The following is a 14,761-nucleotide window of genomic DNA, read 5'->3' on the forward strand; positions in this document are numbered from 1 at the left end:
CCAGTAGGTCCAGTGCCGCCAGTAGGTCCGGTGTCCCCGGTAGGTCCCGAATTGCCAGTAGGCCCCGTGTCCCCAGTAGGTCCCGTGTCCCCAGTAGGTCCCGAATCCCCAGTAGGTCCCGTGTCCCCAGTAGGTCCTGAATCGCCGGTAGGGCCGGTGTCGCCGGTAGGCCCAATGTCTCCTGTGTCCCCAGTAGGTCCCGTGTCCCCGGTAGGCCCGGTGTCGCCAGTATCCCCGATGTCTCCGGTAGGGCCGGTGTTGCCGGTAGGCCCAGTGTCTCCCGTGTACCCAGTAGGTCCAATGTCGCCGGTAGGTCCGGTGTCGCCGATAGGTCCAGTATCCCCGGTAGGTCCAATGTCGCCGGTAGGTCCCGTGTCCCCGGTAGGTCCAGTGTCGCCTATAGGTCCAGTGTCCCCCGTAGGTCCCGTGTCTCCGGTATTGCCAGTAGGCCCCGTGTTGCCAGTAGGTCCCGAATCCCCCGTAGGCCCAGTATCACCGGTAGGTCCAGTGCCCCCAATAGATCCGGTGTCGCCGGTAGGTCCAATATCGCCGATAGGTCCCGTGTTTCCGGTAGGTCCAGTATCGCCGGTAGGTCCAGTGTCTCCGGTAGGCCCAGTGTCGCCAGTAGTCCCAGCGTCACCAGTAGGTCCGGTATCACCCATAGGTCCCGTGTCTCCGGTAGATCCGGTATCGCCGGTAGGTCCAGTATAGCCGGTAGGCCCAATATTGCCAGTAGGTCCAGTGTCTCCGGTAGGCCCAGTGTCTCCCGTGTCCCCAGTAGGTCCAGTGATGCCAGTAGGCCCGGTATCGCCGGTAGGTCCCGTGTCGCCGGTAGGTCCAATGTCTCCAGTAGGTCCGGTGTCGCCGGTAGGCCCAGTGTCGCCGGTAGGCCCAGTGTCGCCGGTAGGTCCAGTGTCGCCGGTAGGCCCAGTATAGCCGGTAGGTCCTGTATCTCCAGCTAGTCCGGCGTCTCCAGCAGGTCCAGTATCCCCGGTAGGCCCAGTATCCCCCGTGGGTCCTAAATCATTAGAAGAAGATTCGACTATGACCAAGCTGCCCTTTAAGGGAACCATTAAAGACAGGTAAACTCTGGAAGGTCCATTGTTAATCAGTGAAATGGTAACAGGGTGGGTTAGTACATCAATAATGCCAATTCCATAAACCTCTCCAGTACTAATTGGAGATGCCCCAATGATAAAATCCCCTTGGGAAGAATTCAGTGCAAAAGAGACCCCTCCGTTTGAGCTGGTGGATTGAGTGGTTAACCACCAATTCACTGCATAACGACCAGGTTCAGAGATCGTAATATCTCCAGTATTGGGATTATATGAGATGTTTCCAGATAGATAAGATACGGTATCAAATAGAACTGTTTGTTGGCTTTCAATCATCTCAATTGTATTTAAATCAACTTGTAGTGCAATATTACTCATTTTTTACCCCTTTAGTTATATGAAATAAATCAATAATATGATTCTTACTATTAACTTATGCCTTAATAAAAATAAGGTAACAGGATCAATAGTTGGCAAAATAGTCTTCTGAAGTTTGTTTATTAAAGACAGACTAAATAGTAAAAGAGGAAACTTGCAATTCTTATATTACAGAGACAAAATCAAGAAATATTGAAAGTCGCGTAAATACAGAGAAGGATAGTTAGATGAGAATATAAGATAAAAGAATATAGAAAAGTTATAGCAAAACTATAAAAACATCTTGGAGAAATAGAAATCTAGATATACAGGCGCTCAGCCAGATTTTAAGAACTGGCTGAACGGCCTGTATTTAAATGAATCAGCAAATGATAATATCTTCTGCTCAAGGATTCTCCTTGCTTTTATATGAGGCTGGCTCACATTTCATATTAATTAGCAGCCTGCGCTTTTGCAGAAGAAACCTTAATCTGCAATAAGAACATGCAGTATCGCAAAAGAGTGTAGCAGACGAGTAACACAGCAATTATTGTCTGAATCAATATTACTGGCTGCAGGAAAGCAGCTTCAATCCCATTTTTGATCAGATAGCCTGCAGTCTGCTTTGATGCAATCGCGCTGATGACAAATGGAAACGTAAAGGCAGAGTAACTTGGGTAAAATGGAAGTTGTAAAAGTGGAATTAACTTAACTAGTACAATTGCATAGATTACAAGTGATAGGAAAGCAAGTCCTATCACCATAACCAGATTTTTTTCTTCTACCGATTGCAGATAAGCTGCCAGACACAGGCTTCCAGGCGCTGTAAAAATGCAAAATAGTGCCTGTGCTGGTTCCGGTATCTCAGAATATTTAATATGGCGATACCCAACCAGCCCCAGCAAAGCAATAAAACTGATGAGTCCAAACCAGAAGGCAATTGTGCCGATTAAATTCATATGGTAAGCCGGAGCTGTGATTCCGGCAGCAGCTATCCCCACATACACAATGAAATAACTGGCGAATACATTTTTAATATTCACCTTTCTCATGAATCGATAAGTAAAGATAAGAATGAGAAGAAGATGAAGCGCAACCGCCAAAAACCAAATGAAAACTGCCAATGTACTCCAAATTGGTTTTATGTAAACAGATAACAACATAGCACCCATAGGAAATGTAGCCGACACACTCATCATGATTGGATTTTTAAAATCCTCATGAACAACAGTCGGATACATTGCTGCTTTCAGCACAAGGAGAATAAACAATAGGAGGGAAATGGCGCCAAACACATAGCGTATGCCCTCAGAATAACTCTGAAGCAAATTTCCCAGGGCGGCACAACCCAGCATAACACCAGACATAGGCACTGGTACACGCTTTATGAAAGAAGTCATAGGATCACCTCACTGCCGCAAGCTCATCCGTATTCACAAGATTGAATTCCCGAATGACAATCTGGGCCACCTTTTCGGCAACCAGTCCGGTAAATGCAATGCATTGTTCCTTGTGAGCGCCGCTCGCCATATCGAATTCCTTTGTGAGAACACGGCAGCACAGAGAGTTCTTTCCATTGGCTGATTTAAAATAGTCATGAAGCTCATTGGCTAACGTAAGGTTTTTTTCTACTTTTGGGTCCCCCTGCCTGGTGCGTCCAAAGAAAAGTCCAAGAGTCATAACACCTCCGGATACTGCGCCGCATACGCACTTGGAACGTCCGATTCCAACTGGAAATCCAGAGGCCATAGAAACCACCATATCTGGAACATCAAGTTCAAAGTTGTCCCGGATGGAAGATATAACGGCTTCCGAACAAAAAAATCCACCCCGAAATAGCTCCTCTGCGTCCTTTTTCACTTTCTGTGCACTGACTTCTTTTTTCATTTCCATTATAAAACACCCCTTTGTAAAATTTTATAAATTAATAGTATCATACCTGTTACATATCCTCCAATTGTGTTTCTCAATGTGTGTGAAATCAGTGATTGTTTTTATCAATAAAGCAACAGTTTGTAGAGCAATCATAGGATAAATTTCAAAGACTGATATCATAATTGATACAATGGGCAAAAATATGTATAATATATATTATTCCTAATTACAAATAGAAAACTTTCAAAGGAACCTGGGAGGCATTATGGGCATCAAGACGGTAGTGGTAGATAATTCCGAGGAATTGTTGGATAAAATAACCCGTATTTTAAAGGATATGAAGGAGATTGAGCTATTGGGCAGCTTTAACAATGCAGTGGAAGCCATGCAATATATAAAAGAAAATCATGTGGATCTGGTATTTTCCGATGTGGTCATGCCAGAAATCAGCGGTATCACCCTTGCAGCTAAGCTTTATGAGCTGCCAAACCCGCCGGAAGTAGTTCTTCTTTCCGGTATTCCAGGATTTTCACTGGAGGCATGGAAAATCAGAGCTTACGGATTTATCATTAAACCATATAAAAAGAACCAAATCAAAGAAATCGTAGATCAGTATATTCTGGAATATGGAGTAAGAGAATCATGCAGTTCTTTCTGACAGCAAAGAAAATAGGCGTGTTTTTCTTTTATGGACGAACCCATTTTCCTATGTTATAATAAGGAAATAGTGAAAAAAGACCCTTTTTTCCATAAGGAGAAAGATATGAAAGAGAAGTTTAAAATAAAGGGGCAGCTGAGAGTTTATGTGCAGTGGCCGCTTTATCTGAGTGCGCTTTGGATCGTGGCAAATATGATCATAGGTGCGGTCAGCGCAAAGGCAGGAATCATCATGGCCTTGTTTACACTTTTGTATACCGGGCTTGCAGTCTGGCTTTACGCATACAGAAGGCAGCGTCTGCTTGGAGGCCTTGTGGAATTTTCAGCAGAATATTCCTGGATGCAGAAGAATTTTCTTACCGATCTGGAGCTTCCCTATGGGATCGCAGATGAGAGTGGACGTGTCTTATGGGGGAACGCGGCGCTTTCAGAAGTCCTGGGAGAGGAAAAGCCTCTTAAGATAACAAGAAAGAACATAACAACCATTTTTCCAGAAATAACAAAAGAAGCTCTTAAGCTGAGTAACGGGACAGCGGAACTTCATGCTACCTTAAATGACCGCAAATATAAGATTCATTTAAAGACAGTGACCATGGAAGGCTCGTCCCAGGGCATTGGTCAAGCAGTAGATATGGATGCCGCCGGAGAGACCCTTGTAGCGGTCTATCTTTTTGATGAGACTGAGATTCTTACTTATAAGCAGATGGTTGACGACCAGAAGATGGTCGCAGGCCTTATTTATCTGGATAATTATGATGAAGCCTTAGAGAGTGTGGAAGAGGTCCGCCGCTCCCTTCTTACGGCGCTCATTGACCGTAAGATTACAAAGTACATTACCAACATGAATGGAATTGTGAAGAAGCTGGAAAAGGATAAGTATTTTATCGCAATAAAGCAGTCCTATATTCCGGAGCTGAAAGAAGGCCGCTTTTCCATTTTAGAAGAAGTAAAAGGCGTGAATATCGGCAACGAGATGGCAGTGACCTTAAGCATTGGCCTTGGTATGAACGGGGATACGTATTACCGCAACTATGATTTTGCCAGAATCGCCATAGATATGGCTCTTGGCCGCGGCGGTGATCAGGCTGTAGTAAAGGATGGGGAACGGATCCAGTTCTTTGGAGGCAAAGCACCTCAGGTAGAAAAGACCACCCGTGTCAAAGCCCGTGTCAAGGCTCATGCCTTAAGAGAGCTTATGGAAACCAAAGACCGGCTCCTAATCATGGGACACCGGCTCACAGACGTAGATTCCTTTGGAGCCGCAGTTGGTATCTACCGTATTGCAACTGCCTTAAATAAAAAGGCCCACATTATAATTAATGAAGTGACCACTTCTGTTCGTCCCTTGCAGGACCGGTTTATTGGAAATCCCGATTATCCCGATGATTTGTTCCTTACAGGAGCAAAGGCAGCAGAGCTTGTGGACGCCAACACCATTTTGGTGGTTGTGGATGTAAACCGTCCAAGTATTACCGATGCACCTGAGCTTTTGCGTATGGTAAAGACCATTGTGGTTCTAGATCATCACAGACAAAGCAGTGAGATCATCGAGAATGCGGTATTATCCTATGTGGAGCCATACGCTTCCTCAGCCTGTGAGATGGTTGCGGAGGTGCTTCAGTATATTGCGGACGGAATTAAGATTAAGTCTGCAGAGGCAGACGCCCTGTATGCGGGAATCGTCATTGATACTCATAATTTCACCAATCAGACTGGGGTCAGGACCTTTGAAGCAGCGGCATTTCTTAAGCGGAACGGAGCTGATGTGGTCCGTGTGAGAAAGCTGTTTCGGGATGACCTTGATGATTACAAGGCAAAAGCAGAAGCAGTCCGTGAGGCAGAGATTTTTGAAAAATATTTTGCAATCAGTGTCTGCCCATCGGAAGGAATCGGAAGCCCTACGGTCATTGGGGCTCAGGCAGCCAATGAGCTACTTGATATAGCAGGCATTAAGGCATCCGTCGTAATGTCACATTATAACAATACGGTGTTCATGAGCGCTCGTTCTATTGACGAGGTTAATGTCCAGGTCATGATGGAAAAACTGGGAGGCGGAGGCCACCGTACCATAGCAGGCGCACAGCTTGCAGATGTGACCATTGAAGAAGCAAAAACCCGCTTAAAAGCGGTTATCAAAGAGATGTTAGAGAAGGGAGACATATCATAATGGATATTGTATTATTAGAAGACGTAAAGGCATTAGGAAAAAAGGGACAAATCGTTAAGGTGAACGATGGATATGCAAGAAATTTCATTCTCCCCAAAAAACTTGGAATGGAAGCAACTTCAAAGAACTTAAATGACTTAAAGCTTCAGAAGGCAAACGAAGCTAAAATTCAAGCAGAGCAGTTAGAGGCAGCGAAAGAACTTGCAGCTAAATTAGGAGAGCTTTCCATCACACTGTCTATCCGGGCAGGAGAGGGCGGAAGAGCGTTTGGTTCCGTATCAGGCAAGGAGATTTCCCAGGCCATTCAAACTCAGCTGGGTCTGGATATTGATAAGAAGAAGCTGGTCCTTCCTGAGCCTCTTAAGACCTTTGGCTCTCACGAAGTACCCATTAAGCTTCATAAAGAAGTAACTGCAAAACTGATTGTTAAGGTAGTAGAAAGCTAGGAGGCAAAACCATGGATGACGCCCTGATCAAGCGGGTGCTCCCCCACAGCATAGAGGCAGAACAGTCTGTCATTGGTTCCATGTTAATGGACCGGGATGCCATTATTTCAGCTTCCGAGATCGTAACCGCAGGAGACTTTTATCAGCACCAGTATGGCATCATGTTTGAGGCCATGCTGGAGCTTTTTAATGAGAACCTGCCCGTGGATTTAGTAACCCTTCAGAACCGGTTAAAGGAAAAGGATGTACCACCTGAGGTATCCAGCCTGGAGTTCGTCCGGGAGATCATTACCACAGTGCCTACCTCCGCCAATGTAAAGTCCTATGCCAATATTGTAAGGGATAAGGCGGTATTAAGGCGTCTCATTAAGGTCAATGAAGAGATTGCCAATACATGTTACGTAGGAAAAGAGCCACTGGAAACTATAATGGCTTATACGGAAAAGACCATTTTCAATCTGTTACAGAACCGTAATTCCGGGGAGTTTGTTCCAATCCGGCAGGTTGCCATGAATGTACTGGAAAAGATCGAGGAAGCTTCGAAAAACCAGGGGACCGTTACAGGTATTCCTACTGGATTCATTGATTTAGATTATAAGACCTCTGGCCTGCAGCCCTCTGATTTCATCTTAATTGCGGCCCGTCCCTCCATGGGTAAGACTGCCTTCGTTTTGAACCTGGTAGACCATGTAGCGGTTAAGAAAGGCCTTCCAGCCATGGTATTCAGTCTGGAGATGTCAAAGGAGCAGCTGGTAAACCGTATGCTCGCCATGGAATCCAACGTAGACTCCCAGAAGCTTAGAACTGGAACCCTATCCGATACGGACTGGGACGCTGTAGTAGAGGGAATCGGAGTCATTGGTAATTCCAAGCTGATCATCGACGATACCCCTGGAATCTCCATTATGGAGCTTCGTTCCAAGTGTAGGAAGATGAAGCTGGAATACGGTCTTAGCGTAGTCATCATCGACTACCTACAGCTTATGAGCGGAAGCGGAAAAGGCGGAGATAACAGACAGCAGGAGATTTCAGAGATTTCCAGATCCTTAAAGGCCCTGGCAAGAGAGATGAACGCGCCGGTTATCGCATTATCCCAGCTCAGCCGTGCCTGTGAGACCAGACAGGATCACAGGCCCATGCTTTCTGACCTTCGAGAGTCAGGAGCCATCGAGCAGGATGCCGACGTTGTTATGTTCTTATATCGAGATGATTATTATAATAAGGATACGGATATGCCTAATATTGCAGAAGTCATCATTGCAAAACAGAGAAACGGTCCTATAGGAACGGTAAATCTGGTCTGGAGACCAGAGTATACAAAGTTTGCAAATATGGCAAGACAATAAGAGGAATAGAAAAAAGGAGTGGAGGAAAATCACCAGGTTTCAGTGATTTTCCTCCACTCCTTTTTGAGTCTTGAAGCTGAGACTCATGGCTCTTTTGGCTTCTATTCTGAGGGAAGGGCACCTTCCTGTGATACTTCCTTCATGTAAGCTTTAAATTCCTGGGCTATTTCCTTGTATTTTGTATGGTGAAGATAATGAGTGCCCTCCATGGGAATCACCTTACCATATTTAGATTGCTTTGCCTGTTCCTCATGGAGGGGGAGCCACCAGGAATTATTCTCGTTATTGGACAGTACAAAAAGGAGCATTGGTAGATCGTGAGGATAGGTAAGGTTTTCTCCGTTTTTAAAATTGGAACCAAGGTGTTTTAATTCGTTGATCATCGTAGGATTGGTGCTTACCTGATTGGATATCAGATTCATCTGCTCCCGGGAGTGCTCATCCGGCGGAAAGGATTCATAACGATTGGCCTCCAGCTTTTTGACCAATCGCATCAGACCGGAACGCTTCAGAAAATCAAAGGTCTTTAAAGGCAGCTTAGCGTCCATTCCTGGCTGATTGGGAACACTGCTGTCAATTCCTATAAAAGCCTGGACTTCATCCCGGTAGTTGTTTACATAGGTGGCGCCATAGAGACCTGTGATGGAATGGCCCATTAAGATGTAATGATCCAGCTTTAGCTGCTGTACGGCCTGATGAATCTCGCTAACGATATTCTCTGTTGTTCTTTCTTTGTCGGTTCTGTCGCTGAGTCCATAACCAAAGGGTTCTATGGCTACTACCCTGTAATCCGTCGACAATTCGTCAATGAGTGGTTTAAAGTCCAAAACAGGAGATGGAGTGCCTTGTCCGGGGAGAAGGACGATGGTCTGATCTCCATTTCCCTGTATGAAAACATTCATCTTTTTTCCATCAACCTCTACAGACTGACCATAAGGTTCGATTTTTTTCTTTTCCATGCGGTTGCAGATTGCATTCACCACATAAGTGATAGCCAGAAACAGTATGAGAACGATTACGATTCCTGCGATTATTCTTAATAACAGGCGCATCAACTTACCGGGCCTATTTTCCATACTATCTTTCGTTTCTAATGTCTTTGCCATGGTCATTTCTCCTGTCTATCTAAGGTTAAAGCTATTTTATCACATATTTCAATTCGTATAAAATAATATGTCCTCTTTACACTGGTATTATGTAGCCCATAGAAGTAAGTATCAAAGAGAGAAGTATCATAGTGTCAATATGAGGGAAAGAATGAACGTCATAAGCAATTTCAATGGTTTTTCATTAAAATATCTCCCAATATCCTAAAAAAATTTCATTCTATATTCATAATCCGTATGAAACCAGCATATGATATAAATAGTAAGGTTATGAAAACTTAGTGAACCAAAGGAGAGGATATAGCTATGGCTGAGATACATTACTTAATATCGGATGCATCGCGGAAAGTCGATGTGGAATCCCATGTCCTTCGATACTGGGAGGACGAGCTTCAATTAGACATTCCCAGAAATGAGATGGGGCACCGGTATTACACCGAGACCCACATCCGTTTATTCAGGCAGATCAAAGACTTGAAAGAAAAGGGATACCAGTTAAAAGCCATCAAAACAGCGCTTGATAAGGTCATTGAGGGAAGCGAAGATCCCATCATCCCCGATGATTTATTGGAGGGCCAGATCACTCAGGAATTAAAAGAGGGAAGCTTATCTGGTCAAGAGGGCGGGACAGTCCTGGACATACATAATACAGCGCCGGTTTCCATTGCCTCAGAGAAAATGGAGCAGTTCCAGGAGATCATGAACCACATTATTGGACGAGCCTTAGAAGTCAATAATGAGCAGCTGAGCCAAGATGTAAGCTGTCTGGTCAATGACAAGGTCATTAAGGAAATGCAGTATTTAATGAGTTTAAAAGAAGAAAAAGAAGAAGAGCGTTACAAGCAATTGGACGAGCTTTTAAGAACGTATCAAAAAGACAACAAAGGCCGTGCCGAAGCAGCCGCTTCCAAGATTCCCTTTTTCAACCGCAAAAAAAAGTTCGGGAGAAACGGGAAAAAACTGTAACACCACACTACTTTCAGATAAAACAACAGGGGAACCTGTTCAGGCAAAAATCCGCAGTTGCCACTGAAAGTGAGACTGCGGATTTTTCTATAAACTTATTCTTTTCTACATGCATCAACAAACGTCTGAAACATTCGTAACGCCACATCATCTTTTTCCCATAAATATTCCGGATGCCACTGAACACCTAAAAAGAAGGGGTAACCAGGCATTTCTATGGCCTCCACCAGCTGATCCGGGGACCATGCCGTTGCAACAAGACCAGGTGCCACCTCTCTGACTGCCTGATGGTGCATGCTGTTCACCTTTAATTCTGATTTCCCTGCAATGGAAGAAAGAAGGCTGTCATCTGATAACGTGACCGTATGGCTTGGCATGTTGTAATAAAATGGCTGGGAATGGGCGATGGGGAAGTCACGTTTCACCTGAGAAGGGATATCCTGCCAGATATCACCGCCAAGCCCGATGTTTAAAATCTGGATTCCCCGGCAGATGCCAAGCACCGGTTTTCCAAGGGCTAAAATCAGGGGAAGGAGAGTCAGCTCCATCTGATCCCGTTCCTTAGAAACATTACCACAGCCTTCTCTTGTTTCTTCTCCAAATAAAAAAGGATGGACATCAGGTCCTCCTGCAAACAGGAAGCCGTCTAGTTCATCGGTAAGCTGCTTTAGATCATCTTCGGAAGCTTCTAAGGGCATGACAACAGGAATGGCTCCTGCGGCCTTTAAGGCCCTTAAATAGGTGGGACGCATCTTAATATCGTGATTATCCGTATCGTGATAAGGCGTGAGACCAATCAGAGGTTTTCTCATATAGAAACATCCTTTCTCTCATCATAGAAGGAGATAAAAAGAAATAACAAAATGCCCCTTCCTTACGGAAGAGGCATTTATGTATTCATAAATTAAGCTTCGGAAATAGCTCCAGTTGGGCATACACCTTCACAAGCGCCGCAATCGATACAGGAATCAGCATCAATAACGAACATAGAATCGCCCTGGCTGATAGCGCTTACTGGGCACTCGCCTTCACAGGTTCCGCAACTAACACAAGCATCACTAATAACACGTGCCATTATAAATTACCTCCTTATATTCTATACATTTTTCTATATTTTATACTATTAATAAAAATTAATCAAGTAGTAAACTATGCATTTCATGTATAATTTTAGGAGCAAAGTCAGTTAGTTTTGTCTAATCTTGCTGCTTTAATACCGCTGAGAATAATCTTCTTCGCTGCAACGGCATTCTCCTTAGACATAGGGGGAACATCCTTTAACGGATACTCCATTCCAAGGCTTTCATACTTCACCTTACCCATGTCGTGATAAGGAAGAACATCAAGAGCTTTGACATTAGTCAGTTCTCCGATAAAACGGCCCAGACGGTATAAATCCTCTTCTTGGTCCGTCAGACCCGGCACGACTACGTGCCGGACCCAAACGGGAACCTCTAACTCATCTAAGTACCGGGCAAAATCCAAAATATTGTTGTTAGAATGTCCGGTTAATGGCTTATGCTTTTCGTTATCGATGTGTTTGATGTCAAGCATGACAAGACTGGTGGATTTTAAGAGCCGTTCGATTTTAGAAAGAAGCTCTTTGTCATCCCGCCTGAAGGTTACCCCTGAGGTATCCAGACAGGTATGAATGTCTTTCTTTCTGGCAGCTTCAAACAGCTCTGTTACGAACTCAAGCTGCATCATCGGCTCGCCACCGGTGGCAGTGATGCCGCCGCCCCGGTAAAAGTTCCGGGACGACTCATACTGCCTTAAAATTTCGTCTACTGTCATCTCAGTACCACCAGCCATCTTCCAGGTATCCGGATTGTGGCAGTACTGACAACGCATAGGACAGCCCTGTAAAAAGACTACTAAGCGTACGCCTGGCCCGTCAACGGTACCGAAGCTTTCAATGGAATGAATATGACCTGTCATGATTGATTCGCCTTCTTTACTTTAATTAGATATTGTCGTGGAATGTACGGGAGATAACTTCATCCTGCTGCTCTTTTGTCAGTTTGATAAAGTTTACTGCGTAACCGGAAACACGAACAGTAAGCTGTGGATAATTCTCTGGATGCTGCTGAGCATCTAAAAGAGTTTCACGGGTAAAAACGTTAACATTTAAGTGATGACCGCCTTCTTCTACGTAGCCATCTAATAAATTCACAAGATTGTCGATCTGGGATGTGCTGATATTTGCCATAGTGTTATCCTCCTTATGTGTTTGTACAAATGTGTTTGATTAGTCTTCCTGGTCCAGACCGAAGAAGAGAGTTGGCACTTTACATGCCTGATCGCCTTCTGCACAGTCTGAGGAACTTGTTGTAGTAATTGTTTTTGCCATAGTCTTATCGGCATTTACGGTACCGTCTTTGTCGACACGGATGTTCATGTGTCCGCCATTACCTGTCATGAATTCATCAAGCATGGAGACGATATCGTCGATTTGTTTGCTTTTCGGATCTGCCATAGCAGTCACTCCTTATTTCTGGTTTTCGCTAAGTTCCAGTTCAAGATCCAACTCTAAATCGCCGTGGAAGATCTGATCTTCCTTACCAAGAGCACCTGGAATGATGGAGAAGGTATTGGAGATACCATCCTGAGCATCTTTAAATGGAAGCTTTGCTACAGATGCAAGGGAAGCGACAGCACCGTGAGTATCTCTGTGGTGCATTGGGTTAGCACCTGGTGCGAATGCGTCACCTTTCTTACGTCCATCAGGAGTTGCTCCTGTGTTCTTACCATAAACTACGTTAGAGGTAATTGTCAAGATAGAGGTTGTAGGAATACCATTTCTGTAAGTGTGGTTTTCCTTAATATAGGACATAAATGTGTGAACCAGATCATGAGCGATTAAGTCAACGCGGTCATCGTTGTTGCCGTATTTCGGGAAGTCACCTTCAATTTCATAATCAGTAACAACACCGTTCTCGTCGCGGATTGTTTTAACCTTTGCATACTTAATAGCAGAAAGGGAATCAGCCACTACGGAAAGTCCAGCGATACCGGTTGCGAACCAACGGGTTACTTCTCTATCATGAAGAGCCATCTGAATGCGCTCATAGCTGTATTTGTCATGCATGAAGTGAATGATGTTAAGTGTATTTACATAAACAGAAGCCAGCCACTTCATCATCTGCTTGTAGGATTCTAATACTTCGTCGTACTCTAAATATTCAGAGGTAATCGGACGGTATTTTGGTCCTATCTGCTTTTTGGAGATCTCATCTACACCGCCGTTGATTGCGTATAAGAGACATTTTGCAAGGTTGGCACGAGCGCCGAAGAACTGCATCTCTTTACCAACTCTCATGGAAGATACGCAGCAAGCGATGGCATAGTCATCACCGTGAGTAACTCTCATTAAGTCGTCGTTCTCATACTGGATAGAAGAGGACTCGATGGAAGACTTAGCACAGAAGCGTTTGAAGCCTTCTGGAAGTCTTGTAGACCAGAGAACGGTTAAGTTTGGCTCTGGAGCGGTTCCTAATGTATTTAATGTGTGCAGATAACGGAAGGACATCTTTGTAACAAGGTGACGACCGTCAATACCTACACCACCGATAGACTCAGTTACCCAGGTAGGATCTCCTGAGAATAACTCGTTGTATTCTGGTGTACGAGCAAATTTTACAAGACGAAGCTTCATAACGAAGTGGTCTACGAATTCCTGAATCTGCTCCTCAGTGAAGGTACCTTCCTCTAAGTCTCTCTGAGCGTATACATCGATGAATGTGGAGGTACGTCCAAGGGACATAGCAGCACCGTTCTGATCTTTAACAGCAGCCAGATATGCCATGTAGGTCCACTGGATTGCTTCCTGTACGTTCTCAGCTGGTCTTGAAAGGTCAATACCGTAGATCTGACCAAGTTTCTTTAAATCTTTCAGAGCGCGGATCTGCTCGGATAATTCCTCGCGGTCGCGGATAACATCAGCGTACATAACAGAGCTGGTGGTATCTTTCTGATCTTCTTTATCCTGAATCAGGAAATCGATTCCGTAAAGAGCCACACGACGGTAGTCACCGATGATACGTCCACGGCCGTAAGCATCTGGAAGTCCAGTGATGATATGGCTGGAACGGCAGTCACGCATTTCCTGTGTGTAAGCATCGAAAACACCTGCGTTGTGTGTTTTTCTATGTGTGGAGAAGAATTCCTTAACTTCTGGGTCAAGGGTATAACCATTGTCTGCACAAGCCTTCTCTGCCATACGAATACCGCCGTAAGGCTGTAAGGAACGCTTAAATGGCTTATCTGTCTGGAATCCAACGATTTTCTCTTTGTCTTTGTTTAAATATCCTGGTCCATGGGAAGTAAGGGAAGAAATAACCTTTGTGTCCATATCAAGAACGCCGCCGGCTTCTCTTTCTTTTTTAGATAATTCAAGAACCTGCTCCCAAAGCTCTTTGGTAGCGGCAGTCGCTCCAACAAGGAAAGAGTCGTCGCCGTCGTAAGGGGTATAGTTCTTCTGGATAAAGTCCCGGACGTTAACTTCACGTTCCCAAGCGCCGCCTTTAAAGGCTCTCCATTCTGGTCTCATAGTGTTGTACCTCCAAAATTCTTTATAAGTAATGTCAATAGTTAAGTGCAATCAAAGATAATATTTCATACAATCTTTGTATGAATATATTATATATGAATACTGTATACAATGTCAAGCATATCCTCATTATTGATAAAAATTTTTATAAATTGATAAAAGTGATTTTTATCTTGCTTATTATAGGAAAAAGTATTATATTATAATGACAATATGTACATTTTTAAAAGGAGGTAT

The 14,761-nt window shown here is 44.3% G+C and carries 15 protein-coding genes and 1 pseudogene; 5 read left to right on the forward strand and 11 right to left on the reverse strand.

Going from position 1 to position 14,761, the window contains the following annotated elements; all coding sequences use genetic code 11:
- The 4 genes and pseudogenes from T546_RS26190 to T546_RS0120065 all read right to left on the reverse strand — a co-directional run.
- Window positions 1–355: pseudogene (locus T546_RS26190) on the reverse strand (hypothetical protein); the annotation flags it as partial.
- A 42-nt stretch (window positions 356–397) separates the two neighbouring features.
- A complete protein-coding gene (locus tag T546_RS26195) occupies window positions 398–841 on the reverse strand; it encodes a hypothetical protein (protein WP_278246331.1) in 444 nt (147 codons plus the stop codon).
- Between the two features lie 1,023 nt (window positions 842–1,864).
- On the reverse strand, window positions 1,865–2,812 hold the full coding sequence (locus T546_RS0120060) for a TDT family transporter (RefSeq protein ID WP_026893165.1): 948 nt from the start codon (window positions 2,810–2,812) through the stop codon (window positions 1,865–1,867).
- Window positions 2,813–2,816: 4 nt separating this feature from the next.
- On the reverse strand, window positions 2,817–3,305 hold the full coding sequence (locus T546_RS0120065) for a C-GCAxxG-C-C family protein (RefSeq protein WP_026893166.1): 489 nt from the start codon (window positions 3,303–3,305) through the stop codon (window positions 2,817–2,819).
- A gap of 247 nt (window positions 3,306–3,552) precedes the next feature.
- Between T546_RS0120065 and T546_RS0120070 the strand changes: the two genes are divergently transcribed.
- The 4 genes from T546_RS0120070 to dnaB all read left to right on the forward strand — a co-directional run bounded on the left by T546_RS0120070 (window position 3,553) and on the right by dnaB (window position 7,903).
- Window positions 3,553–3,945 (forward strand): LytR/AlgR family response regulator transcription factor, encoded by a 393-nt coding sequence (locus T546_RS0120070; RefSeq protein ID WP_026893167.1) that lies wholly within the window; start codon window positions 3,553–3,555, stop codon window positions 3,943–3,945.
- A 105-nt stretch (window positions 3,946–4,050) separates the two neighbouring features.
- On the forward strand, window positions 4,051–6,111 hold the full coding sequence (locus T546_RS0120075; protein ID WP_026893168.1) for a DHH family phosphoesterase: 2,061 nt from the start codon (window positions 4,051–4,053) through the stop codon (window positions 6,109–6,111).
- Window positions 6,111–6,557 (forward strand): 50S ribosomal protein L9, encoded by a 447-nt coding sequence (gene rplI / locus T546_RS0120080; RefSeq protein ID WP_026893169.1) that lies wholly within the window; start codon window positions 6,111–6,113, stop codon window positions 6,555–6,557. The genes T546_RS0120075 and rplI overlap by 1 nt, the downstream gene beginning before the upstream one ends.
- Window positions 6,558–6,568: 11 nt before the next feature.
- Window positions 6,569–7,903 (forward strand): replicative DNA helicase, encoded by a 1,335-nt coding sequence (dnaB, locus tag T546_RS0120085; protein ID WP_024838152.1) that lies wholly within the window; start codon window positions 6,569–6,571, stop codon window positions 7,901–7,903.
- Window positions 7,904–8,004: 101 nt separating this feature from the next.
- Here the strand turns inward: dnaB and T546_RS0120090 are convergent, their stop codons facing one another.
- On the reverse strand, window positions 8,005–9,009 hold the full coding sequence (locus T546_RS0120090; protein ID WP_026893170.1) for an alpha/beta hydrolase: 1,005 nt from the start codon (window positions 9,007–9,009) through the stop codon (window positions 8,005–8,007).
- A gap of 306 nt (window positions 9,010–9,315) precedes the next feature.
- On the opposite strand from T546_RS0120090, the gene T546_RS0120095 reads away from it, so the two are divergent.
- Window positions 9,316–9,975: a helix-turn-helix domain-containing protein gene (locus tag T546_RS0120095; protein ID WP_024838154.1), complete on the forward strand. Its 660-nt coding sequence runs from the start codon at window positions 9,316–9,318 to the stop codon at window positions 9,973–9,975.
- Between the two features lie 95 nt (window positions 9,976–10,070).
- Here the strand turns inward: T546_RS0120095 and T546_RS0120100 are convergent, their stop codons facing one another.
- From T546_RS0120100 to pflB, 6 genes are all read right to left on the reverse strand, one after another.
- The gene (locus tag T546_RS0120100) at window positions 10,071–10,787 is read right to left on the reverse strand and encodes a gamma-glutamyl-gamma-aminobutyrate hydrolase family protein (protein ID WP_026893171.1); all 717 of its coding nucleotides are present in this window, start codon (window positions 10,785–10,787) and stop codon (window positions 10,071–10,073) included.
- Between the two features lie 92 nt (window positions 10,788–10,879).
- The gene (locus T546_RS0120105; RefSeq protein WP_024838156.1) at window positions 10,880–11,050 is read right to left on the reverse strand and encodes a DUF362 domain-containing protein; all 171 of its coding nucleotides are present in this window, start codon (window positions 11,048–11,050) and stop codon (window positions 10,880–10,882) included.
- A gap of 107 nt (window positions 11,051–11,157) precedes the next feature.
- Window positions 11,158–11,913, reverse strand: coding sequence for a pyruvate formate-lyase-activating protein (gene pflA / locus T546_RS0120110; RefSeq protein WP_026893172.1), 756 nt, complete (start codon window positions 11,911–11,913; stop codon window positions 11,158–11,160).
- Between the two features lie 25 nt (window positions 11,914–11,938).
- The gene (gene grcA3 / locus T546_RS0120115) at window positions 11,939–12,184 is read right to left on the reverse strand and encodes an autonomous glycyl radical cofactor GrcA3 (protein ID WP_024838158.1); all 246 of its coding nucleotides are present in this window, start codon (window positions 12,182–12,184) and stop codon (window positions 11,939–11,941) included.
- A 39-nt stretch (window positions 12,185–12,223) separates the two neighbouring features.
- Window positions 12,224–12,451, reverse strand: a complete 228-nt coding sequence (locus T546_RS0120120; protein WP_026893173.1) for a hypothetical protein — start codon at window positions 12,449–12,451, stop codon at window positions 12,224–12,226.
- 12 nt (window positions 12,452–12,463) lie between these two features.
- Entirely contained in the window at window positions 12,464–14,524 is a 2,061-nt protein-coding gene (gene pflB, locus T546_RS0120125; protein ID WP_026893174.1) for a formate C-acetyltransferase, read from the reverse strand.
- Between the last annotated feature and the right edge of the window lie 237 nt (window positions 14,525–14,761).

It is taken from the genome of [Clostridium] aerotolerans DSM 5434 (genome assembly GCF_000687555.1).
Classification (GTDB): Bacteria; Bacillota; Clostridia; order Lachnospirales; family Lachnospiraceae; genus Lacrimispora; species Lacrimispora aerotolerans.